The organism is Metabacillus sp. KJ11-3 (assembly GCF_055808295.1).
This window is the reverse complement of the sequence record NZ_CM147865.1, coordinates 1,615,706-1,637,484: the sequence shown is the minus strand read 5'-3', so window position 1 is coordinate 1,637,484 and position 21,779 is coordinate 1,615,706. Positions and strand designations below refer to the sequence as shown.

Genomic DNA, 21,779 nt, shown 5'->3' with positions numbered 1-21,779 from the left:
ATAATACAGGTAGAATTTCGTCGAATTTTGTCTAATCGAAAATATATTCTGATAATCGAAAATAAACTAGTAGAATTGTTCAATATTTGGTAGTAATCGTTAATATCCTACTAAAATCGTAAATAAACTGTGTCATTTGTCAATTTCTATGTATTTTTGAAAAACCAGTGATTAAAAAACAAGTTAAAAAAGCAACTGCTGTAACAAAAGAGGCAAAAAATAGACCAATAAATCTCATAAACGTGTCTTCACCGGGATATTGAGGCTCTAGCGTCATCATCATATAGATAAAAATAATTGTTAATAGGAAGTAAAAGCTACTGCCAACAGCTCCAAGTTTCAGTCTGTTACCTTTTGTTCCTTCCCAAGCTTTATTGATCACAATCCAAACATAAACACTTATAATTACCGCTAAAAACATAATCACCAAATGCAAATATGGAACCATGAGAAACATAAGGCCATACAACAAACCGCCTGTAAGGAGAAATAAGCCTGCGTTTATTCCAAATAAATGTAAACCTACTAACCAATGATTCTGAAACCACCCGAATTTTCTCAATCTTTCAACAAATAAATGATTTTCAGGTATTATTCCTCTTAACCGATTCTTAAAAATAATGATAAATAGTAGAACCAAAAAACCAAAAAACAAAATTGAAGTCATTTCCTTTACTCCTTTTCCACTTTCTTTTGATACATTTTTATCTTAATTTATATTTTATTGTTTTTCAATAAAAATAAATTAATTATCAATACTTTTTTAATGATTATTAACAACACCAAACAGAAACATGACCTCAACGGTATATTCTTTTTGAAAATTATCATAATAAGGAATGAAAACAAAACATCATTTAATCAAAAAGGCGGTGTATGACCAATGAAAAAAGGCCTGCAAAATTCTAGTCTTGAGCAGCAAAGAAATGATCATGAAACAGAAACAGCTTTTAAAAATGAGGGTGCAAAACAAAAAAATAAAGGTTCAAAAAATAAAAACCCAGATCAGTTTTAAATCTACAATACAAAAAAGCACTCGTTTTACGAAGTGCTTTTTAAACTTTATGAACGTGTTTAATTTAATTAGTGGATGAAAGTATAAGAAAAGACATCGACTTCCGCCATCCGTTGCGGTACGTCGTGTTTTTCTACTTTAATTGTTTATTTCAATCCACTTTGATTCTCCCATGCCGCTACTTCCTCACGAACTCTTGGTGCAACTTCTTTTCCTAATAATTCAATCGCTCCCAAGACATCTTCATGTGGCATTGACCCTACTGGAACATGGAGCATAAATCGTGTAATCCCTACGTTTTTGCGAAGGTGAATAATTTTTTCTGCAACAGTATTCGGATCTCCAACATATAGAGCACCATCAAAGCTTCGGGCTGCATCAAAGCTTTTCCTGTCATAATGACCCCATCCGCGTTCTTTCCCAAGCTGATTCATCACTTGTTGTGTAGAAGGGAAAAATTTATCTGCTGCCTTTTCAGTCGTTTCGGCAATAAAACCGTGTGAATGGGATGCAACAGTTAGTTTTGAGAAGTCATGCCCCGCATGAGCAACTGCTTTTTTATATAGCTGAACCAATGGTTCAAATTGAATCGGACTTCCACCGATAATAGCCAATACTAATGGCAAGCCAAGAATCCCTGCCCGTACTACCGATTCAGAGTTACCTCCACTCCCTATCCACACTGGAAGCGGATCTTGCACTGGTCTTGGATATACACCTCTGTTTTGAATAGCTGGCCGGTGACCACCTCTCCATGTTACTTTCTCAGAGTCTCTTATTTTGAGTAACAGTTCAAGTTTTTCTTCAAATAACTCATCATAATCTTTTAAGTCGTAGCCAAACAAAGGGAAAGATTCAATGAATGAACCCCTTCCTGCCATAATTTCTGCTCGTCCATTCGATATCCCATCAAGAGTTGCAAAATCCTGAAACACCCGGACCGGGTCAGCTGACGAAAGAACTGTTACAGCACTTGTTAAGCGAATATGTTTGGTTTGAGATGCTGCTGCTGCTAAAATGATTGCAGGATTTGAGGCAGCAAAATCTTCACGATGGTGCTCACCAACTCCAAACACGTCTAACCCTACCTGATCAGCTAAAATGATTTCCTCAACTACTTCCCGGATTCTCTGTGCATGACTTACAACTTCACCGGATTCTACATCTGGTGTTGTTTCTACAAATGTACTTATGCCTATTTCCATATTATTTTTCTCCCTTGTCATTAGCTAGTATGTAAAACAAATAGGTACTTTTGACTAATTCATTCTCATTACTTTATTCTAATATTTTTTATCGATTCTTTGTAGTAAAACAACTTTAACGATATCCTTATTCACTTGTAATTTTCCCCTACATAAAATAAGGAGTGAAACACCTATTAATGAAAAAACATGGACATACATAAATTCCACGCTTTAATATCCGCTATTCATATCCAATCATTACATCATTCGTTTCTTAATGATCAACTTTTTTGTCTTCTCATTTACATAAGCATAAAAAATATCTTTTTCTGTCAGGTTTTGCTCTTTTAATTTATTTTTCAACCATTCCTTGGTTTTTCCCAATAATTTTAAATTACGTACCTGGATTCTCCTATCGACAATGACGGAAATCGGTAATCCTTCATCATCAATAGGTATGTTCATGTGTTGTACCGTTACCGGTGTATTTTCTGGTTTTGCTATGACACTAATTTCTCCGATCGGCTCCAATATTGCATAATCGATATCAGAAACCTTTGGGAAACCTTGACTTCTTAAGATCGATAATATTTGAGCTATTGATAGTCTTGATTTTTCTATATTGTCCTCCACAAACTCACCATGCTTAATTAGAATGGTAGGCTCACCTAAAAAAACCGGTTTCCCCATTGCCATAATGTAAGCTTCGAAAATAAGATATGGATCAAAACCAGAATTGCCAGAGCATAAACTGTTGGGAGAAACTCTGTGCTTATTAGAGGTTCTGATGCTACTGTACCAACAATAATGATTGCCACTAAATCATAAGGTGTCATTTGAATGATTGTTGATTTTCCCATTAACCTCATGATCATTATCGTGAGAAGATAGAGAACAAAAATCTTGAGGAGCAATCCCATTCCGTTCACCTCAACCTATTTTTTTCTATTTTCCCCACTTCTTTCCCTATTATGCTGAGTGAATTGACTTCACCATTTAGTTAACAGTGGAAACTCATTCAGTGTCTTCATACAATGTTTTATTACAACTATAGGAGGTAAGTGATGCGATACACAATTGTGACAGGGCCGCAGCCTGGTCATTATGGAGTCGATTATGCCCATTACTATTTTCCATCATACACACATCAGCTAATGATTCCGTACCTATGGCAGGCCCCATATTTGACAACAGGTCCTCATAGCATTCAACATGTCTATTATTTCAGGTAAAGTGAGACGTCCATCAGGGGGTTTCTTCTCCCATCCTGATGGTTAGTGAAACTTATCAGGCTCAAAACGCCATATCCTTATGTCTAGCCTGACTTGGACGTCAATTACTCGTCTGATCTTTACGGACAGTTATCTCCACTTATCTTCAATTTTTTTCTCTCGTATCTTGGAGTTAAAGTCTTACTTTCTTATAGAGTGAAAAAATCCCTTAAATGTTTAGGATTTGTCCAACATTTAAGGGATCGATCAATTATGTTCTATTTTATTTCCCATCGACAACTTCTTTTAATATTTCGTAAGATCGTTTTTGTTTTTCCGGATCATAAATGTATGATACTGCCATAATTTCATCAACGTTATATTTTTCTTGGAAACTTGTTAACTGGTCTTTAATTGATTCTTTGGAACCTAATAATGTAACACTTGACATTGAAAGTGACATTTCTTTTTCGTGAGGTTGCCAAATCCCCTCCATGCTTTCTACTGGAGGACGTAATGGGCTTTGAGTTCCTCTTACGACATTTAAGAAGAATTGCTGCATGGTTGTTTGTTCTCGTCTTGCTTCTTCATCACTTTCAGCCGCGATGACATTTAGGCAAACCATCATATGCGGTTTTTCTAAGTATTCAGATGGTTGGAAGCGGCTGCGGTATATTGAGATCGCTTCTTCCATATATCGCGGAGCAAAATGGGACGCAAACACATACGGTAAGCCCAACTTTGCTGCCAAATATGCTGAGTCTGTTGATGAGCCAAGAATATAAATTGGAATATTTGTCCCAACTCCTGGAAAAGCCTTCACATATTCTTGTTGTTCGATCGGTCCGAAATATGTGAGCAATGCATTCACATCGTCAGGAAATGTGTATACAGAATCGTTCTGTGAACGTCTTAATGCACTTGCCGTCATCATATCAGTACCCGGTGCACGACCAAGACCAAGGTCCAGGCGATTTGGATAGATGGTTGCCATTGTTCCGAATTGCTCGGCTACAACTAATGGTGAATGATTTGGCAGCATAATTCCACCAGATCCCACCCGGATTTTATTTGTATGCTCTAACGTATGTTTCATTAGAATAGAGGTCGCTGAGCTTACCAAAGTTGATGTATTATGATGCTCAGCAATCCAATAACGAGAATACCCCATCGCTTCAGTAGCTTGTGCTAAATCAACCATTGAATCAATCGCTTCCTTAGCATCCTGCCCTTCACGAATTGGCACTAAATTTAAGACTGAAACAGGAATTTGTATATTCGACATATCTACTTTCCTTTCTTCATTAAGTTACGATTCTATAGTAACAAGTTCAACGACAGAAACAAACTTTTATGCTTAGCTTTCACTTCTATTTACATACCATTCTTTTAAAAAAATGAAAAAAGCTGCTGTTCACAAGAACAGCAGCCTTATCCTACTATCATTAATTTTAGATTAAACGAGTTGTAACAATTCCTTCAATATTTGTAATTTGTGCTTCTAGTTGAGGGATAATATCACCGTTTACTTCATTGTCAATATCAATCATTGTGTATGCATATTCTCCACGGCTTCTATTCACCATGTCTGCGATATTTAAGTGATAACTTGAGATCGCTTGAGTGATTTGACCAACCATGTTTGGAACATTTTTATGGAATGTTGCAACACGGCGCTTTCCAGTATATGGTAGTGATGCATTCGGGAAGTTTACAGAGTTTTTAATATTACCAGTTTCTAAAAAGTCCTTTACTTGACGAGCAGCCATAATCGCACAGTTTTCTTCAGATTCTTTCGTAGATGCACCTAAATGTGGAATCGGCACAACATTATTCATTTTCAATACATTTTCATTTGGGAAATCTGTTACATATTTGCCTACTTTTCCACTTTCAAGCGCTTCTCTCATGTTCTCTTCATTAACTAATTCACCACGAGAGAAGTTTAGGATGTGTACGCCCGTCTTCATAATCGCAAATGTTTCTTCATTGAACATGCCTTTAGTATCAGGTGTTAATGGAACGTGGACAGTGATATAATCAGAATTTGCATATAATTGCTCAAGGCTCATTGCACGCTGTACTTTACGAGATAAGTTCCATGCTGTATCGACAGAGATGAATGGGTCAAAACCTATTACGTCCATATCTAATCCAAGTGCATCGTTTGCCACAAGTGCACCAATTGCACCTAACCCGATTACTCCAAGAGTTTTCCCTTTGATCTCTTTACCGACGAATTGTTTTTTACCTGCTTCAACAAGCTTCGGTATTTGATCTCCTTCTGCTTCCAGTGATTTTGTCCATTGAACACCTGCAAATAAATTACGTGAAGAAGCCATTAATGTTGTCAAAACCATTTCTTTTACTGCATTTGCATTTGCACCTGGTGTATTGAATACAACAATTCCTTGGTCAGTGCATTTATCAACAGGAATATTATTTACACCTGCACCGGCACGTGCGATAGCTTTTAAATTGTTTGCAAATTCCATTGAGTGCATATTGTAGCTTCGTAAAACAATGGCATCAGGATTTTCGCTGTCATTGTCAATTGTGTAGTTGCCTTTGCTAAAAACATTTAAACCAACTTCTGCGATATTGTTTAACGTTTTAATTGTTTTTACTTTTTCTAGAGTTGTTGTACTCATTGAAATCTCCTCTTTCCAGGTATTTTTAAAATTTTATGAATATTTTCATTTTAATAAGATAATGGGATTATATCATAATTCGACATAAACGTCCTCCTTATTAAACAGAAAAAGGCAAGGGATTTAATCCCTTACCTTTGCCCAGGCGAACGGCTTCGACACTATGTGCTCCCTCACGGTAATCCGTGTTTCGCCAGTTACACATAGCCTTTTCAATTACCTATATGATACCATATTTCGAATGAACTTCAACCCTAATTTGAGGAATATTCTTATTTGCATAAAAATTAAATTATTGGCTTTTTCAATATACTTATTGCTTAAAAATAGTAATTCTAAATACCAGGGTTGATTTCCGTTACATGCACTCGCTTTCCGCAGGTGGTCTCTAGAGCCTCAGTGCATTGCACTTGCGGGGTCTCCATCAACACACTCTCCCGCTGGAGTCTGGCACATTCCACTCCAATCAAACTTTCTTATAAACTCGTTGCTTAGAAATTATACTTTTTCAATAAGATTTTTTATAAGAACCGTCTCATTTTAATCAGACGCTTTTTTAATTTTTTCTTGAATGATGTAGTTAAAAATCCAATCCACGAGAACATAATTGCTAAATCACAGAAAATTTCCCGGGTAAGCGCAGGAATTGACTTTTTTCATGGTGTTGTGTCGATTTTTAGAGAGTTGGCGGTGTATAAGTTCAAGTGTTTGCAACTGGATTAAACAAATTGATAAAATAGCTTCATTACTAACATAGAGGTGACGTTTATGAAAATTGAGATTTGGTCAGATTTTGTTTGTCCATTCTGTTATATAGGAAAACGAAGATTGGAGTTGGCACTTGAGCAATTTCCTCATAAAGATCAGGTTCAAATTGAGTATAAGAGCTTTGAATTAGACCCTCATGCACCAACCCATTCAGAGCAAGGTATATATGAAGCATTGGCTGCTAAATATGGCTCAACCGTAGAACAAATGAAGCAGATGAATAAAGGAATGATCCAACAGGCAGCAGAACTTGGATTATCTTTTGAATTTGAAGGCATGAAGCCGACAAACACCTTTGATGCCCATCGTTTATCAAAGTATGCTAAAACCATTGGAAAAGATAAAGACATAACAGAAAAGTTATTATCTGCATACTTTACAAAATCTAAAAATGTTGGAGATAAAAATACATTAGTTGAGGTCGCTATAGAGGCAGGAATTGAAAGAGAAAAAGCAATGGAAGTTTTATCAAACAAAACATCTTATGAACAAGAAGTACGAAATGATCAAACCTTAGCAAAGCAATATGGAATACAAGGTGTACCATTCTTCTTACTTAATCAAAAGTATGCCATCTCTGGTGCACAGTCTCCTGAAACATTTGCAGGCGCACTTCAAAAAGTTTGGGATGAGGAACATCAAAAGCCAATGTTTCAAGACCTAACTGCTTCTGATCAGGATCTATGTACAGATGATGGTTGCATAGTACCACAAAACACTGAAATATAACAGAACCAACAAAAAGAATGACTAAAACTATAGGTCATTCTTTTTCTATTTTTAATATCCATCTATAATACCCGACCAAAATAAGCAGTAAAATTGGATTAATGAAGGCTGAAATGCCTAGATTCCACCATCCATACCGAAAATACCCCCAGGGTGAAGGCGAATTTGCTAACCATTCATAAAATAGTAAAAATATTTCCCAAACGAAAATATACCGGGCAATTTTAAAGAACCCTTTTTTAAAAGGAAACCAGTTTAGAAACATAATATTAACAGGGGGAATTAATACTGTATATGCAGGAAATGCAAGCCAATCTATTCCTTTTGTTATATACCAATAGCCATGGTATTTTAAGTCGACAAAAATATCGAAAACCAACTGAAAAGCTATAGTAAAGACCCAAATATGGACAATTTGGTTTTTGGTCAGCCTTTCATTCGTTTTATAGGCTAAATAATTAAAAATAATGACTGAAAGAAGTAATATAATCAACTGATTACTCCTTCCTGTATGAAATTATCAAGTCTAAAGGAAAGACTCATGAAATCAACGTTACTAACAAAGAATTGAACCATATTATGTCTCCGTTCTAGTTAATAATCTCTTCCTGTATTCTACACCTTAATGAAAATCTTTATCCTCGATTTGAATATTTTGGAAAATAAAAAATGACTTATCAGCATACTTCTTTAGTAGCTTGATAAGTCATTTCATCACAATAATGCATCTGCCTCAACAATTTCTAATGTTAAATTTCCCCGTTCTGATAAGTCGACTTCATATGGGGTTATGCTTTGGCCGGTCTCATCTTTAATAATTTGAATTGACGGACGGCCTACCGAATGAAAATGATATTTCGTTACGATTCCAAGTCTGCCATCATTTAATTTAACAGTTAATCCTTGTGGATAGATTGCTATACAATTTTTAAACAGCTTTAACTGCTTTGTATCAAATTGGGTTCCACTCCCTGAAAACAGTAATTCCATTCCTTGATGTGGCAGCATGGCCGGCCGATAGACTCTATGACTGGTAACGGCATCAAAAACATCGGCTACACTCAAGATTTTTGCATACGGATGAATTTTGTCACCTTTTATTCCCCTGGGATATCCTCTTCCATCGATTCTTTCATGATGCTGCAGGGCACAATGTGCTACAACCAATGGTATTTCATGAACCTTTCGGAGAATATCAAACCCTAACTGAGAATGTGCTTTCATATGTTGGTACTCTTCTTCATTGAGCCTACCTGGTTTATTTAAAATTTCAGGTGCAACAAATATTTTCCCCAAATCATGTAATAAAGCACCTAAACCAATTTCCTCTATTTCTTTTGTAGACATACCATTTTTAATCGCAAGCTGACAGGAATAGATTGTCACATTTAAACTATGTGTATAAACATGGCTTTCATGAATCTTAGTTGTTGCAAGAAGATTAAGCACACTTGGATTTTCGGTTAAGCATGTCATGATATCTCTGAAGATTTTTTGAAAGGTCCGAACTGTTTTTTCTGTTTCAATCATCGCCTGAAATGTAGGATTTGTTCCATTCAATTCGGCGATTGTTTCTATTCCTTCTGTAATGACATTTGTTGCTTCATTTAACAGCTCTATCGGAATCGACTCAATAATGTCTATTCCTTCAGAGGCTTTATCGTCTATGTAAACTGTATTGATATTTAAGTTTTTCAATCTTTTAATAAAACTATCAGTAAGCTCCGTCCCCTTAGTTAAAAGAATTTTCCCCTTTTCACTATATATGGATCTACCTAATTTGATTCCTGATTGGCAATGATCTAATTTAACTAAACGCATTTTCTTTCCCCTGTCTCTTTTATATTTCTTTATTAAGTGACGTAAAATGCGTTCACATCTTTGTGTTGCATTTTTGACCTTTATGTCTCTAAAAGGCGGATGCAGAAATTTGTCTCTTACTGTCGATTATAGTCAATTTTCATTTGAATTTCAATGAAATATCTACCCTAAAAGAACTGGTTTTTAATGAAACTATGACAATTTAACCATACTAATACTTTTGATGCTCAAGGATATGTTCAAAAATATCATGTTATTTATCTTGCAATTTCGAATTATTAAACTATAATTCTAAAAGAGGGAGGTTGATTTATGGTCATTCATTTTAAATTATCCGATAAAGATCAAGTACCAAAGTTAAACAAAATTGCGTCAAAGTATCCTTTCGATATATGGATTCATAGTGAAGATCGAAAGTATGACGCAACTTCTATCCTTTCATTGTATACCCTACCTTTTAAGACAGAGTTAAAACTCGTAGTTGAAGAAGACGTTAACTCTACAGCATTACTGGAGGATATGAAAGCCTTTCGATAATCCTCTATCAGGTGTAACTATTTTACATAAACATTACTTGCTCCCCTTCTTTTTAATAAAATGGTGGAGCAACACTTCTTTTTCTATTTCAGATTAGATTGTCTTCTATTATCGTCCTCTGTTGAAGTTGATGATGTCACAGATTCCAATCCATAGCCTGTAGAACTTATTTCCAGATGCTCTTCTTTTTTATTTCCGTTTAAATGTAATTTCTCATCATATTGATCTTTTCCCATCTTCTATTCTCCTTTCTTAAATAAGTGAACAGCCCGTTTAGGCTGTCCACATTTCCCTTGTTTTTGTAGATGAGTTATTGCAACGGTTCCATTTTGCCTAACCCTTGTTTAACTCTCAACTCTTCAGGATTTGTGCCGTGTAAAGAAGCAGGGCCTGGCTGCAGAGATGGTTTCTGCCCCATTGGTTGAGGATGTTGAACATATTGGAAATTTGCTTGTCCATCTAATGTTGGTCCATTTGCCCAGCTACCGTTGCTGCTATCTTCACCTTCAGAGAAGTTCATAAACGAATAGGACACATCTTGTTTCTCATACTCTTGATTAAAATTACTTGGTACAATTGAACCTTGAGTTTGCTCAATTTCTTCGATTGCGGCCATCCATTGATTTTGATGCATTGTATCACGAGCAATCAAGAATGACAGCATATCTCTTACACCAGGGTCTGTTGTCATTTCGTATAAACGACACACTTGTAACCTTCCTTGAGATTCTGCATTTAAATTTGCCCGAAAGTCAGCTAATAAGTTTCCGCTTGCAATCGTATATCTGGCATTCCATGGATAACCTGCACTATCGTTCGGCTGAGCCCCAAGACCATTTACGATAGCATGTTGTGGATTCATCCCACCTAAAACTGCTTCAATAACAGGATCTTTTGCTGCCTCCTCCTGATCTTGAACAGGTGCACCATCTAATAATTGAGCAATCATTGTTGCAAGCATTTCAACATGACCTATTTCTTCTGTTCCAATGTCTAGAAGCATATCACGATATTTTCCTTCTGCACGACAGTTCCATCCTTGAAAAAGATATTGCATCATAACTGAGATCTCCCCAAATTGACCACCAAGGACTTCTTGCAATTTCTTGGCATAGACAGGATCTGGTTGGCTTGGTTTTGCTGTATATTGTAATTCTTTAACATGGTAAAACATCTATTTTCCCCCTCGATAAATAACTTTCGTACTTTCCTAGTATGAGGAACCTGTCAAAGGATATAGTGACCAAATGTCACCATTTAGAAATTCAGGACAAAAAACAAGGCTCAGAACGCTACTTGTTCTGAACCTTTCCGGTATTTTATTGATTTTTATAGCCCTCACGCTTTACTTGAATATCTTCACCCTCTACATTATCAATAACTGCATTTACTTCACCTTCCATGTAAGCATCTGACGCTTGCTCATGTGTAGTTGCTAAGCCGGATGATAATGTGTTATTTGCTTTGTAATCTTCCACTTCATATGTTTTACCTGCAAGTTGAGATGAATGACTATTATTCGTTTTTTTCATGATTACACTTCCCTTTTATCTAGAATTTTGAAAATCTTTTTTCATTATGTCTAACGTTGATAACACCATGTATGAAAAGTAACTGAGCAGTGCTATTTTGAGAAAAGCCTTTTTATTTTTTAATCAAAATTGATGATCTGGATGTAAATTGTTTTGCATATATTCCTGCACCTTAACTATTTGATCTGTTGTAGCAAGTTCAGTTTTATACCAGCCCTTTTGTTCCATTAGTTCAAAAAGTCGAAAATGATTCTTTGTTGCTTTTTCAAGACATTGTTGGAAGATGTCTCGAAGATCTTTATGTGATGCCTCTAACATCGTACTACTTATACTTTGACATCTTCCCTTTTCCAACTCCAAACAAAGCTGTATCATCTCTCGATCTGTTAAACCGCGTCCTTCCATATTGTTCGGCATAAACTTGTCCCCTTTTATCTTATTGAATCATTTTAGATTGGTTGAAGTATTGTGATAGAGCGGCAACATTTAATTGATGTTGCTCCGCTAGTTGTTCTAACTCATGTTTTAATGTTTGATCATCACATAATGATGCACACCAGTTCATTGTTTTTCCTAAGATTTCTTCCGCCCTTATTTCATCTTCTATAAAGGAAAGTTCTTTCATTGTGAGCTGTTTCATCTTCCTCACCTCCAAAAATCTCACCCTTTTCTAAACTAGTATTCATTAGTACAAGAGCTTTTATCCAATTGGATATATTTTCTTACATAAGGCTTATTTATAGAGTAAATAGTAAGGTTGTAAAAGTGAGGAGGAATAGTAGGTGAACCATATTAAAGCTTTTTTTATAAAAGCAGTCGCTACTTTCTTGTTGCTAATGATTATTTTAGGTTTACTGTTTCGATATTCAGTTGGAGATGTATTTATCTTAACGTTAATTATCGGAGTTGTATCTTATCTACTTGGAGATCTTATGCTATTGCCAAGAACAACAAACATGACAGCAACTGTTTCCGATTTCGCGATTACGATGCTTATTACCTGGTTTTACTTAGCAAACATTACCACTTCAACAACAAATGTATTTCTAGCTTCACTCTTAACCGCTCTGGGTGTAGCTTTATTTGAAATGTTCTTCCATCGATATATGATTAACCATACCCTCCATCAAAAAGATGAATTCGAAAGACTTGGTCACTTGCGATACAATGCAGAAATATCAGAAGAAATCACACCAGATCGATCTAAAATAAGAGATCATGAATAAAAAGAAGGCACTTTAAGCTGTGCCTTCTTTTTATTCATCTATTTTTTGGATCAGAGCAGTTCGTAATACTTTCCCCAGTAATAACCAGCTGAAAATCTCCATTACCTCCTCCACCTGACCCTGAAGTGGAAGATTCAATATTTTTTGGGGAAATGCAATGTGAATCTCCAAAATTAACAACACCACCACTAATACTTTCTATTGTTAGTTTTTTTATAAAACATGGCATTATACTAACTCCTTTTTACCTGAGACCTTGTTGCATCTTATGTACGGAATGTCCAATGTTGTGGACATGACTACTAGAAAAGGAGAAAATGGACGGATAAAAAGAATATAATAAAAAAGGGCGCACTTACAACTTCTTCATTAGCCTTCTAATATAGATCAATTACCATTGTTTCACTTTATACCCCCACTCGTTTTCTTGACAATCATACCTCTTAGACTTAATATACCAAGTAGTATATTCATTACATTCATTTACATAAATAATAGAACGATCAACATCTATAGAAAAGAAAAATGATGTAGATAGAGGGGAAGAAAAATAATGGACCAAGGAGATATACGACAAAGACAGCCTTTGTCAAAAATCTTGGCATTGACAATTAAAACAGGAATTATAAAATCTAACTTGATTCCAATGTTTGCCGGATTAACATTATCACTTTATACCTATCAATACGGGCTTCTAGAAAAATTACCAGATATTATTTTTGCATTGATTGGTTCTATTTTAGTCATTGGGGCTGCCGGAGCTTTTAATAACCTCTATGATCGGGACATTGATGCAATCATGCAGAGAACAAAAAACCGTCCAACTGTTACAGGGGAAATTAACCCTAAAGTGGTCTTATGGCTTGCAATCTTCATGTCTATTTTTGGAATACTGGCACTTTCATTAACAACAATGTTGGCTGCATTCCTGGGTTTTCTAGGTTTGTTTTTTTATGTTATCCCCTATACAATGTGGAGTAAAAGGAAAACCGTCTATAATACCGAAATTGGAAGTATTTCAGGTGCAATGCCTCCTCTCATAGGGTGGGCAGCCATTCATCCTGATATCACACACCCTGCTATACTAGGGCTATTCGTGATATCCATCATTTGGCAAATGCCGCATTTCTATGCAATTGCCATTAGAAAACATGATGAATATAAGGCTGCTAATGTACCTATGCTACCAGTTGTCAAAGGGGTTAAGAGAACATATATCCAAACGAATATATACTTAATCATTTTAATTGGAAGTAGTTTTCTTTTTAGCTCTTTAAGCATTGGACTTATGTTAGTTGCCCTTCTTTTAAGTGTAATTTGGCTTTTATTAAGTATTTACGGTTACAAAAGAATGGATTCAGAGAAATGGGCAAAATCACTGTTCATTTATTCTTTAATACACATGACCATACTCTTTTCAACCGTTATAATCTATTCTCTTATGGGCATTATCTTTGATTTATAAGAAAAAAGGTAGACATAATCTCCATTTGAAAACGAGCGGTGCACATGATCAACGCCGCTCTATAAAACAATGTTTGTACGATAAAAAGAAAGTGTTATTGAATACAAGTTTCGTTCATTGTAATGTATAACTAGAAACACTCCAATGCTTCGAGTTTTTTATTTTCTTACCTTCCCACCCTCTTGCTAGAAGCTCTTTTGCGATTAACATATTAAAAAATCCGTGACCAACGACAACAACTGAATGATATCTTTTAGCATATTCAATAAGTTGATTCGCCGCTCGTTTTGATCTGAGCTTCGCATGCTTATATGATTCACAGTTGTTCGAATAACCACTAAACCACAAACATCTAAATAAGACTGACCACATCTGCGGGGACACTTTTATATTCAATAATCTTGTAGAAGGTATTGGCATTTCTACTTCCCGAAATATAGGATCTGTTATCAAATATGGATGATTTCGCAACAATCGAGCTGAGTCTATCGATCTTTTTAAATCACTTGAAATAAAGACTTTAGCATGAGCTACCTTCTGTAGCGTAGTATGAGGAAAATTTTTTCCTCTATAACCCCATTTGAATTATACTCATTAACCCAGTCCTTAAATTCTTCACAATTTTTCCGTTGGTTGTCATTCAATAATGACCTACCGTGTCTAATCAATGAGATTTCCATTCTATTTCTCCCTATAGTATAAAATCTAACTTCCTAAGGCAAAAGTGATCTCTGTTTCACATACAACGTATCCGTTAACAGATGCTACTCCTTTTCCCTTCCCAATGGATCCTTTCACTCGGGTAATTTCTACCTCAAGTATCAATTGATCTCCGGCTTTTACTTGATTTTTAAATCGACATTGATTAACGCCAGCCAAAAGACCTAACCTTCCCTTATTCCCTTCTTTTGTTAGCATAGCAATCGCACCAACTTGTGCTAATGCTTCAACAATTAGAACACCTGGCATAACAGGAACATCTGGAAAATGCCCAGAAAAAAATTCTCATTTGAAGGGACGTTTTTTATCCCTACTGCTCGTTTACCTACTTGTAAGTCAATCAAATTATCAACAAGTAAAAATGGATATCGGTGCATAATAATTTCTTTTATTTCATCTATATTTACCATAGACTCGCTCCTTAATTAGTATCTTTTTCCATTTTACCACTAGTTACTATTACTTGGTACTAATTTTGATTAAAAATAAAAGCTCAGTGTTTATGTCATCACTGAGCTTTCTATAAAATAAGAGACATTCCCGGTGCATCTTGTTCTCTTTCCTCAAAACCTAATTTTTTATAAAAATGTTGTTTGCCCTTTGCCGAGAAAAGTTGAATCGATTGGATACCTGACTCTTTGCATTTTTTAAGAAGCAGATCAATAATTTGTTTGCCAAGCCCTTGATTTTGATAGGTTGGATCTACCATTACATCGCAGATGAGTGCCTGATACACACCATCTGAAATCATTCTTCCAAATGCAATTAATTGGTCTTGATCATAAATCGATATATGAAACCAGCTGTTCTCTGCAGCTTGGTACAATTGTTCACGTGTATAGGTTCCTTTTTTATTTTTTATTAATCCACTCGCTTCATGTAGCTGAACAAATTGTTCAAAAGAAGGAAGTATATTTGAATACGTAAAGTTCATTCTTATCACCTTCTATATAAATCATGAATTTCTATGTATCTATACATATATTTATACAGTAAGTTGAATAAAAATTCAATTATATTTTTTACATTTTTTTAAATGGAATTAAAAAAAGACGAGTTTCCCCGTCTAATTTGCTCCATTATTAGTTGTCTCTTTCGTCTTCACGGTCTTCATTTGGTCTTCTTCCCCAAAGTAGTCCCCATGGATCTCTTCTTCTTTCATGATGATGGTCCTCATCGTGATCATGCTTTTTTTCTGTAATAATTTTCACTTCTTTTGCATGAATAACTAAATTGTCAACTTTAATGACTTGTTCTTTTTTAGGCTTTGACATAATCCTTCTCCCCCATTCTCCTTAAATCGTTACATTTTATTCAAATGGGAGAAAAGGGTATAGGCAGTCGCCGCTTTTCTTCGTATTAAGCCATTTCTTTTTCACAATAATCACTAGCAATCTTTTTCACTTGTTGAATACCGTCCCAAAGGCTTCCAGGACCATCATAAACTAACGTAATCGGACCATTATAAGCTTGTGCCGCTATAATATCTAACGATTGGCGAAACTCTTCTTCATCAATGATGCCGTTTTGGTCATAATTTGCCTTTGCATGTACCGATTCCGCATATGGCATTAAATGTTTAATGGAGTCGTATTTAACATCTCTATTAAAATTTCCAAAATCGACTGTGAGTCCTATTTCATTATTCGTTATTAATTCAATACAGTTTTCCTTCGTTGAAGAAAGCGGTTTAAAATTTTCGGTCACAACACGGACTTTTTTTGGTATAGCGTATTCGGCCAATTCTTTTAAGCTTTCCTTCGAACGATTTAATGCTTCTATATCTGTAGGAGACGTTTCTCCAGCAACAACACGAATACTTTTAGCACCAACGATTGAAGCAATATCAATCCACTTTTTTATATATTCGATATCAGCTATTCGTCTATTGTCGTCAGGCGAACTAATATCCCCATAATCGACTAGTAAACATTGAAAATTCAACTCTGCTTTTTCAAATGAATGTTTTAGCTGTAACAAATAGTCATTTTCCAAAGATGGAAAATGAAAATGACATACTTCTAGTGACTTAAATTGTTGATTAGCCAAAATCGAGGGTAATTCAAGTAATGTTGTATTTTCCGGTTGTTGTTCAATTTTTGTTTTTTGGGTTCCTTCATTTTCATCCCAATACGTCCATCTTAATGGTCCCAGTTCGCGATGAAGACTCCAGGTTGTTAGTGACAAATGTGGCATAGTTTAAACTCCTCCTAATGGTTTCTCACTTATAAATTCACCGTGAGAGTGCTGTCTTCCTGCTGTTTAGACAATCCGTTTAGAGGAGTTTTTCATTATTTTGCAGGATCTTGATAAATATATTTTTCATAAACAACTTGGAATCCGTACATGGCGAATGATTTTACTAAAAATAAGAGGGAAAGCTGAAATTTTGTTAATCGAACAAGAGTTACATACCCAATTTTCTTTAACCAATCTATTGTAAAATAGGTAAAAAAGGCGTCAACTACAAGGTTAATTAATATGTATAGCTTAAACTTACCAAAGGTATATTTGAGGATCCAAAGTGATCCAACGAAAAATGGTCCAAAAATTAATGGAAGCTCACCCATTACGTTCGGTTTTACGGAAAATGGGAACCACCACCATCTTTTCTTTTCAGCTAAATAGCCTTCTGCCGTAACATAAAAACTTATAAAAAGTACAGCAGGAAGGAATCTTTTAAATACTTTTGCAGGTAAGAGCGGAACTGATACCCAAGGCAGGAGAGTTATTAACATCATAAAGAGCTTTACGTTCCTCATTTTTCCAGACATCCTTTTTATTTTTCTCTTACATTTATCTTTCCAATTTTGGATCATATTATGTGGCTCTTCAGTATAAATTAACCAATTATATCAAGTATTCATTTCTGTCCCTCCTTCATCATAAATATAGAAACAATGACTGCTAACACAACCATTGATTTATACATGTAAAGATTCATAAAAAGGCTAAATAATAAAGGTGGGGTAAGATGACATCCAATATGATACCCGTTTGGGATGAACATTTATTTTGGTTGGAGGTTTTGCAAGATCATGCTTATTTTGTGAGGGATCATCTTTCTGTAAGTGAGGCTGAATATGTAAATACATCACAGCAATATATCCATTTATTTGGTGAACTCTTATCCTTGTTACATTCGATTCCAAGAACAGCTCAATATTATGAGGAAGCGATGATTCACTTTGCTAAAAGAGCTTGGCCTGTTTCTAAAGGCTATTATGAATTTGAAGGGAAACTGCAATCACTTCGTATTGATAATAAAGTAAACTTAAATCTCTCTCCTACATATTTAAATGGAACACTTGGTGAAAATCAGGAGTACCTGCGAATCTTAACGTTTCTAGCACAAGGGAAAAACCCTGTACCTCTACCCTTAGTAGATTTAATGGACTTATGGCTTGAGGATCAATTAGGACATGTCGTTCTTTTCGAAAACATACTTGATCCAATAGAATTGATGGTAACTAGGCAAGCAGAAGTCTATAAAAGTCGTTATCAGGCATTTATTATTCAAAATCGACATTTGAAAGGTTATTTACGATTTAAAAAACCTAATTTTGCGAGACAAAAAGAATTTGCCAATGATGTAGGAAAAACAACAATTGAAATGAGCAAGTTTATTAATAGTATGATAATTAAGTATAAAGAAAATAAGTTGCTTAATAAATCGACACTCCGTTTCCTTGAACATCATTTTCCCGAAACATGCTATTTTATTAAAAAGTTAAGCTATTACGCTCCAGGTTTACATGAAGAAGCAAGTAAGTGTTCCCTAAAAAGACCATCATATTCGAACGAATCTTATTAAAGAAATCACTAAAAAACGTCGAGTAGCCATTGACTCGACGTTTTCATGTTATGGCTCGTTAAGTTAATTAGGAAATTTCTGTTGAAACGCACTAATCGCATTGTATTCATTTTCTAATAGTCTTGGAAGACGAATAAATATTGGCATAAGCTCTCGGTAGGCAGCTGTTGCTTCTTTTTTGGGTTGATGAGAATGGATGGAGCCGACCATTTTTTCAACTTCACTTAATGAGTCGATTTCCCCTAAACCGTACATGCCAAGAACAATTGCCCCTAAACATGAGCTTTCGAAGCTTTCAGGAATGGTTACTTCTTGATCAAATACATCTGCAAGCATTTGTCTCCAAAGCTCCGATCTTGCAAATCCCCCCGTTGCTTGTACGCGTGTTGGCGTTCCAATCAGTTCTTCAAGTGCCAGCAGCACACTATATAGATTCAGCATAACTCCTTCCAACACTGCACGAATCATATGTTCTTTTTTATGGTGCATTCCTAAGCCGAAGAACGAGCCTCTTGCATTTGCATTCCATAAAGGAGCCCTTTCACCTGCCAAATATGGATGAAATAATAGTCCATTCGATCCTGGTGGAACTGTCGAAGCTATTTTTGTTAACACTTCATATGGATCGATTCCTAAACGTTTAGCCGTTTCCACCTCGGCATTTGCTAATTCATCACGTACCCAGCGGAAAATCATTCCTCCATTATTAACAGGCCCACCGATCACCCAATGCTTTTCGGTTAAGGCATAACAAAAAATACGGCCCTTTGGATCTGTCACCGGACGGTCTGTGACAGCCCGAATCGCACCACTTGTCCCTATCGTCACAGCCACTACCCCAGGCTCAATAGCATTCACCCCAAGGTTGGAAAGTACACCATCACTTGCTCCAACGATGAAAGGGATATCTTCAGGGAGCCCGGTTAATTTTGCAAATTCGATTGACATGCCTTTTAGACTCTCAGTTGTGCTGACAGGCTTTGATAATTGATCTTTACTCACACCGGCAATCTCAAGTGCCTCTTCATCCCAATCTAAGTTTTCTAAATGGAACATCCCTGTTGCTGATGCAATTGAATAATTAATCACATATTTACCGAATAATCGATAAAACACATATTCTTTAATTGAAATAAATTTGTTCATAGGCTGAAGGAGTTCCGGATGTTCATTTTTCAACCATAATAACTTAACCAATGGTGACATTGGATGAATGGGAGTACCTGTACGTAAATAGATGTCATGACCATTGTATTCATTTTTTAATTTATCCGCGTACTCGGCACTTCTGTTATCAGCCCATGTAATAGAAGGAGTTAGCGGCATTCCTTCTTGGTCCATGACAATTAAACTATGCATAGCTGAACTAAAGGATACAAATTGGACATCACGACCTGTAATGTTGGCTTCTAGTAAACTATTCTTCATAACCGTTAAAACAGCTTGGAAAATTTCCTCCGGATCCTGTACTGCCGTTACAGGAGTTGGTGTATGAAGTGGGTACTCTACACCAAAGCGGCTGATTGCTTTCCCTTCTTTATTAAAAATAACGGCTTTTGTGCTCGTTGTTCCTATGTCAACACCCATCATGTACTTGCTCATCAATATTCCTCCTAAATGTGAGAAAAGGGAAAACCATTACAGGTCGTCCCCTTCTCAACTAATTATCCAATAAAGACTCCTAAAATTAATGCCACTGTGACACCTACTAAACCGATGAGTGTTTCCATCACAGTCCAAGATTTTAATGTGTCTTTTACACTTAAACCAAAATATCGCCCTACTAACCAGAAGCCTGAATCATTTACATGAGATAAAACAGTTGCTCCTGAAGCGATTGAAATAACGAGTAAACCTAAAACCGGACCTTCAAGATTTAGCATTTCAATAAGTGGTGCCATTAACCCTGCTGCTGTTACCATGGAAACCGTTGCTGAACCTTGTGCAACACGGACAGCCGCCGCAATTAAAAACGCTAACAAAATTGGTGGTAAAGGAGAACCAGCCATCATTTCACCAAGTACTTCACCAACACCTGAGTCAATTAAGACCTGCTTAAACACACCGCCGGCACCTGTAACTAAAATAATTATCCCTGCAGGTTCCAAAGCTTTTGTTGCGATATCTTGTACTTCTTGACGAGAATATCCTCTTTTAGTACCTAAGAAAACAAATGTTAAGATTGTTGCAATCGTTAATGCCACAAATGGGTGACCTAAGAATGTTAAAATTTGACGAATGGTATTACCTTCTTCTAATAATACACCTGAAACCGTATTCAGTAAAATCAGTACTAACGGTATCATAATTAATGAAGCAATTAATTTAAAGCTTGGTAATTCTTTATCATACTCTATTTCTTCAAGATTCATATAATCCGGTACAATAACATGAAGTTTCTTTGAGATATATTTTGCAAAAAGTGGTCCTGAGATAATCATTGCCGGGATACCTGCAATTGTACCGAATAAAATAACCCAACCAAGATCTGCTCCAATTAAATCTGCTACCGCGATTGGCCCTGGAGTCGGTGGGATAAAACTGTGTGTAACAGCCAAACCAGCAAGCAATGGAATTCCATAATATAAAAGAGATTTTCCTGTTTTCTTTGCTAAACCGTATACAATTGGAACTAAAATAATAAAACCTACATCAAAGAAAACCGGAATTGCTACTAAAAATCCTGTAATACCTAATGCCCATTGTGATTTATCTTCACCAAATTTTTTCACAAGTGTTTGAGCTAAACGTTCCGCACCGCCAGATACTTCAAGCATTTGACCAAACATAGCACCTAAACCAACTACGACAGCTACAAATCCAAGTGTTCCACCCATTCCATTTTGCATGGATGTAACGACATCATTTAAAGGCATTCCCGCTAAAATACCTACGATTAAACTGACTAATAATAATGAAACGAATGCATGTAATTTTGTACGTATAACTAAAAATAATAGAAGAAAAATTCCGGCTAATGCCACTAAAATTAACATTTGATCTGACATATTATTTCACTACCTCTCTATGATGTAACAAATCATTTTAAAAATAAGAAGAAGATAGCCATTTAAAACTCTGTCTTCTTATTCTTTCTTATTTA

General features: G+C 35.7%; 28 protein-coding genes, 1 pseudogene and 1 riboswitch. Of the genes and pseudogenes, 7 read left to right on the top strand and 22 right to left on the bottom strand.

Annotated elements, in window-relative coordinates; all coding sequences use genetic code 11:
• Window positions 1-139: 139 nt before the first annotated feature.
• Window positions 140-667, bottom strand: a complete 528-nt coding sequence (locus AC0L8O_RS08645) for a hypothetical protein (RefSeq protein WP_473447364.1) — start codon at window positions 665-667, stop codon at window positions 140-142.
• A 216-nt stretch (window positions 668-883) separates the two neighbouring features.
• On the opposite strand from AC0L8O_RS08645, the gene AC0L8O_RS08640 reads away from it, so the two are divergent.
• Window positions 884-1,015 (top strand): biofilm-forming protein, encoded by a 132-nt coding sequence (locus AC0L8O_RS08640; protein WP_473447363.1) that lies wholly within the window; start codon window positions 884-886, stop codon window positions 1,013-1,015.
• A 146-nt stretch (window positions 1,016-1,161) separates the two neighbouring features.
• Here AC0L8O_RS08640 and AC0L8O_RS08635 read toward each other — a convergent pair whose 3' ends face one another.
• From AC0L8O_RS08635 to AC0L8O_RS08625, 3 genes are all read right to left on the bottom strand, one after another.
• A complete protein-coding gene (locus AC0L8O_RS08635) occupies window positions 1,162-2,220 on the bottom strand; it encodes an LLM class flavin-dependent oxidoreductase (protein WP_473447362.1) in 1,059 nt (352 codons plus the stop codon).
• A 240-nt stretch (window positions 2,221-2,460) separates the two neighbouring features.
• Window positions 2,461-2,898, bottom strand: coding sequence for a DUF421 domain-containing protein (locus AC0L8O_RS08630; RefSeq protein WP_473447361.1), 438 nt, complete (start codon window positions 2,896-2,898; stop codon window positions 2,461-2,463).
• Complete coding sequence (locus AC0L8O_RS08625; protein ID WP_473447360.1) at window positions 2,871-3,062, bottom strand: hypothetical protein; 192 nt, start codon at window positions 3,060-3,062, stop codon at window positions 2,871-2,873. Before AC0L8O_RS08625 ends, AC0L8O_RS08630 begins: the two co-directional genes overlap by 28 nt.
• 204 nt (window positions 3,063-3,266) lie before the next feature.
• On the opposite strand from AC0L8O_RS08625, the gene AC0L8O_RS08620 reads away from it, so the two are divergent.
• Window positions 3,267-3,434 carry a hypothetical protein gene (locus tag AC0L8O_RS08620; protein ID WP_156931938.1) on the top strand — a complete coding sequence of 56 codons (168 nt, stop codon included), beginning with the start codon at window positions 3,267-3,269 and terminating at the stop codon, window positions 3,432-3,434.
• Window positions 3,435-3,696: 262 nt separating this feature from the next.
• Here the strand turns inward: AC0L8O_RS08620 and AC0L8O_RS08615 are convergent, their stop codons facing one another.
• Window positions 3,697-4,698, bottom strand: a complete 1,002-nt coding sequence (locus AC0L8O_RS08615) for an LLM class flavin-dependent oxidoreductase (RefSeq protein WP_473447359.1) — start codon at window positions 4,696-4,698, stop codon at window positions 3,697-3,699.
• Window positions 4,699-4,864: 166 nt separating this feature from the next.
• The gene (locus tag AC0L8O_RS08610; RefSeq protein ID WP_026560059.1) at window positions 4,865-6,064 is read right to left on the bottom strand and encodes a phosphoglycerate dehydrogenase; all 1,200 of its coding nucleotides are present in this window, start codon (window positions 6,062-6,064) and stop codon (window positions 4,865-4,867) included.
• A 132-nt stretch (window positions 6,065-6,196) separates the two neighbouring features.
• Window positions 6,197-6,275: riboswitch (ZMP/ZTP riboswitch) on the bottom strand.
• Between the two features lie 557 nt (window positions 6,276-6,832).
• Between AC0L8O_RS08610 and AC0L8O_RS08605 the strand changes: the two genes are divergently transcribed.
• On the top strand, window positions 6,833-7,561 hold the full coding sequence (locus AC0L8O_RS08605; RefSeq protein WP_473447357.1) for a DsbA family oxidoreductase: 729 nt from the start codon (window positions 6,833-6,835) through the stop codon (window positions 7,559-7,561).
• A gap of 34 nt (window positions 7,562-7,595) precedes the next feature.
• Here AC0L8O_RS08605 and AC0L8O_RS08600 read toward each other — a convergent pair whose 3' ends face one another.
• Together AC0L8O_RS08600 and AC0L8O_RS08595 are read right to left on the bottom strand one after the other, a co-directional pair.
• Window positions 7,596-8,054 carry a hypothetical protein gene (locus AC0L8O_RS08600; protein ID WP_473447356.1) on the bottom strand — a complete coding sequence of 153 codons (459 nt, stop codon included), beginning with the start codon at window positions 8,052-8,054 and terminating at the stop codon, window positions 7,596-7,598.
• Between the two features lie 221 nt (window positions 8,055-8,275).
• Window positions 8,276-9,382, bottom strand: coding sequence for an HD-GYP domain-containing protein (locus tag AC0L8O_RS08595; RefSeq protein WP_473447355.1), 1,107 nt, complete (start codon window positions 9,380-9,382; stop codon window positions 8,276-8,278).
• Between the two features lie 312 nt (window positions 9,383-9,694).
• Here AC0L8O_RS08595 and AC0L8O_RS08590 point away from each other — a divergent pair, with 312 nt between their 5' ends.
• Complete coding sequence (locus AC0L8O_RS08590; protein ID WP_026560063.1) at window positions 9,695-9,919, top strand: HPr family phosphocarrier protein; 225 nt, start codon at window positions 9,695-9,697, stop codon at window positions 9,917-9,919.
• Window positions 9,920-10,002: 83 nt separating this feature from the next.
• On the opposite strand, the gene AC0L8O_RS08585 is transcribed toward AC0L8O_RS08590, so the two are convergent.
• From AC0L8O_RS08585 to AC0L8O_RS08565, 5 genes are all read right to left on the bottom strand, one after another.
• On the bottom strand, window positions 10,003-10,155 hold the full coding sequence (locus AC0L8O_RS08585) for a hypothetical protein (protein WP_473447354.1): 153 nt from the start codon (window positions 10,153-10,155) through the stop codon (window positions 10,003-10,005).
• Window positions 10,156-10,229: 74 nt separating this feature from the next.
• The gene (locus tag AC0L8O_RS08580) at window positions 10,230-11,093 is read right to left on the bottom strand and encodes a manganese catalase (RefSeq protein WP_473447353.1); all 864 of its coding nucleotides are present in this window, start codon (window positions 11,091-11,093) and stop codon (window positions 10,230-10,232) included.
• 145 nt (window positions 11,094-11,238) lie between these two features.
• On the bottom strand, window positions 11,239-11,451 hold the full coding sequence (locus AC0L8O_RS08575) for a DUF4025 domain-containing protein (protein WP_473447352.1): 213 nt from the start codon (window positions 11,449-11,451) through the stop codon (window positions 11,239-11,241).
• A 123-nt stretch (window positions 11,452-11,574) separates the two neighbouring features.
• A complete protein-coding gene (locus tag AC0L8O_RS08570; protein WP_473447351.1) occupies window positions 11,575-11,868 on the bottom strand; it encodes a spore coat protein in 294 nt (97 codons plus the stop codon).
• Window positions 11,869-11,887: 19 nt separating this feature from the next.
• Window positions 11,888-12,091, bottom strand: a complete 204-nt coding sequence (locus AC0L8O_RS08565; RefSeq protein WP_026560066.1) for a hypothetical protein — start codon at window positions 12,089-12,091, stop codon at window positions 11,888-11,890.
• Window positions 12,092-12,233: 142 nt separating this feature from the next.
• Between AC0L8O_RS08565 and AC0L8O_RS08560 the strand changes: the two genes are divergently transcribed.
• Complete coding sequence (locus tag AC0L8O_RS08560) at window positions 12,234-12,677, top strand: DUF2512 family protein (protein ID WP_473447350.1); 444 nt, start codon at window positions 12,234-12,236, stop codon at window positions 12,675-12,677.
• A 34-nt stretch (window positions 12,678-12,711) separates the two neighbouring features.
• Here AC0L8O_RS08560 and AC0L8O_RS08555 read toward each other — a convergent pair whose 3' ends face one another.
• Window positions 12,712-12,906, bottom strand: coding sequence for a spore germination protein (locus tag AC0L8O_RS08555; protein WP_473447349.1), 195 nt, complete (start codon window positions 12,904-12,906; stop codon window positions 12,712-12,714).
• 324 nt (window positions 12,907-13,230) lie between these two features.
• On the opposite strand from AC0L8O_RS08555, the gene cyoE reads away from it, so the two are divergent.
• Entirely contained in the window at window positions 13,231-14,142 is a 912-nt protein-coding gene (gene cyoE, locus AC0L8O_RS08550; RefSeq protein WP_473447348.1) for a heme o synthase, read from the top strand.
• A gap of 114 nt (window positions 14,143-14,256) precedes the next feature.
• On the opposite strand, the gene AC0L8O_RS08545 is transcribed toward cyoE, so the two are convergent.
• The 6 genes and pseudogenes from AC0L8O_RS08545 to AC0L8O_RS08520 all read right to left on the bottom strand — a co-directional run bounded on the left by AC0L8O_RS08545 (window position 14,257) and on the right by AC0L8O_RS08520 (window position 17,624).
• Window positions 14,257-14,631 carry a hypothetical protein gene (locus AC0L8O_RS08545; protein ID WP_473448778.1) on the bottom strand — a complete coding sequence of 125 codons (375 nt, stop codon included), beginning with the start codon at window positions 14,629-14,631 and terminating at the stop codon, window positions 14,257-14,259.
• A 216-nt stretch (window positions 14,632-14,847) separates the two neighbouring features.
• A pseudogene (gene fabZ / locus AC0L8O_RS08540) lies at window positions 14,848-15,272 on the bottom strand (3-hydroxyacyl-ACP dehydratase FabZ).
• Between the two features lie 110 nt (window positions 15,273-15,382).
• On the bottom strand, window positions 15,383-15,796 hold the full coding sequence (locus AC0L8O_RS08535; RefSeq protein WP_473447346.1) for a GNAT family N-acetyltransferase: 414 nt from the start codon (window positions 15,794-15,796) through the stop codon (window positions 15,383-15,385).
• 148 nt (window positions 15,797-15,944) lie between these two features.
• Window positions 15,945-16,136, bottom strand: a complete 192-nt coding sequence (locus AC0L8O_RS08530; protein ID WP_026560073.1) for a hypothetical protein — start codon at window positions 16,134-16,136, stop codon at window positions 15,945-15,947.
• A gap of 85 nt (window positions 16,137-16,221) precedes the next feature.
• Complete coding sequence (locus AC0L8O_RS08525; protein ID WP_473447344.1) at window positions 16,222-17,058, bottom strand: sugar phosphate isomerase/epimerase family protein; 837 nt, start codon at window positions 17,056-17,058, stop codon at window positions 16,222-16,224.
• A 95-nt stretch (window positions 17,059-17,153) separates the two neighbouring features.
• Complete coding sequence (locus AC0L8O_RS08520; protein ID WP_034332275.1) at window positions 17,154-17,624, bottom strand: hypothetical protein; 471 nt, start codon at window positions 17,622-17,624, stop codon at window positions 17,154-17,156.
• Window positions 17,625-17,836: 212 nt separating this feature from the next.
• Between AC0L8O_RS08520 and AC0L8O_RS08515 the strand changes: the two genes are divergently transcribed.
• Entirely contained in the window at window positions 17,837-18,676 is an 840-nt protein-coding gene (locus AC0L8O_RS08515; RefSeq protein ID WP_473447342.1) for a DUF2935 domain-containing protein, read from the top strand.
• A gap of 63 nt (window positions 18,677-18,739) precedes the next feature.
• Here the strand turns inward: AC0L8O_RS08515 and gntK are convergent, their stop codons facing one another.
• Both gntK and AC0L8O_RS08505 read right to left on the bottom strand, forming a co-directional pair.
• Window positions 18,740-20,284 carry a gluconokinase gene (gene gntK, locus AC0L8O_RS08510; RefSeq protein WP_473448775.1) on the bottom strand — a complete coding sequence of 515 codons (1,545 nt, stop codon included), beginning with the start codon at window positions 20,282-20,284 and terminating at the stop codon, window positions 18,740-18,742.
• A 56-nt stretch (window positions 20,285-20,340) separates the two neighbouring features.
• Window positions 20,341-21,684 carry a GntP family permease gene (locus AC0L8O_RS08505; protein WP_473447340.1) on the bottom strand — a complete coding sequence of 448 codons (1,344 nt, stop codon included), beginning with the start codon at window positions 21,682-21,684 and terminating at the stop codon, window positions 20,341-20,343.
• Between the last annotated feature and the right edge of the window lie 95 nt (window positions 21,685-21,779).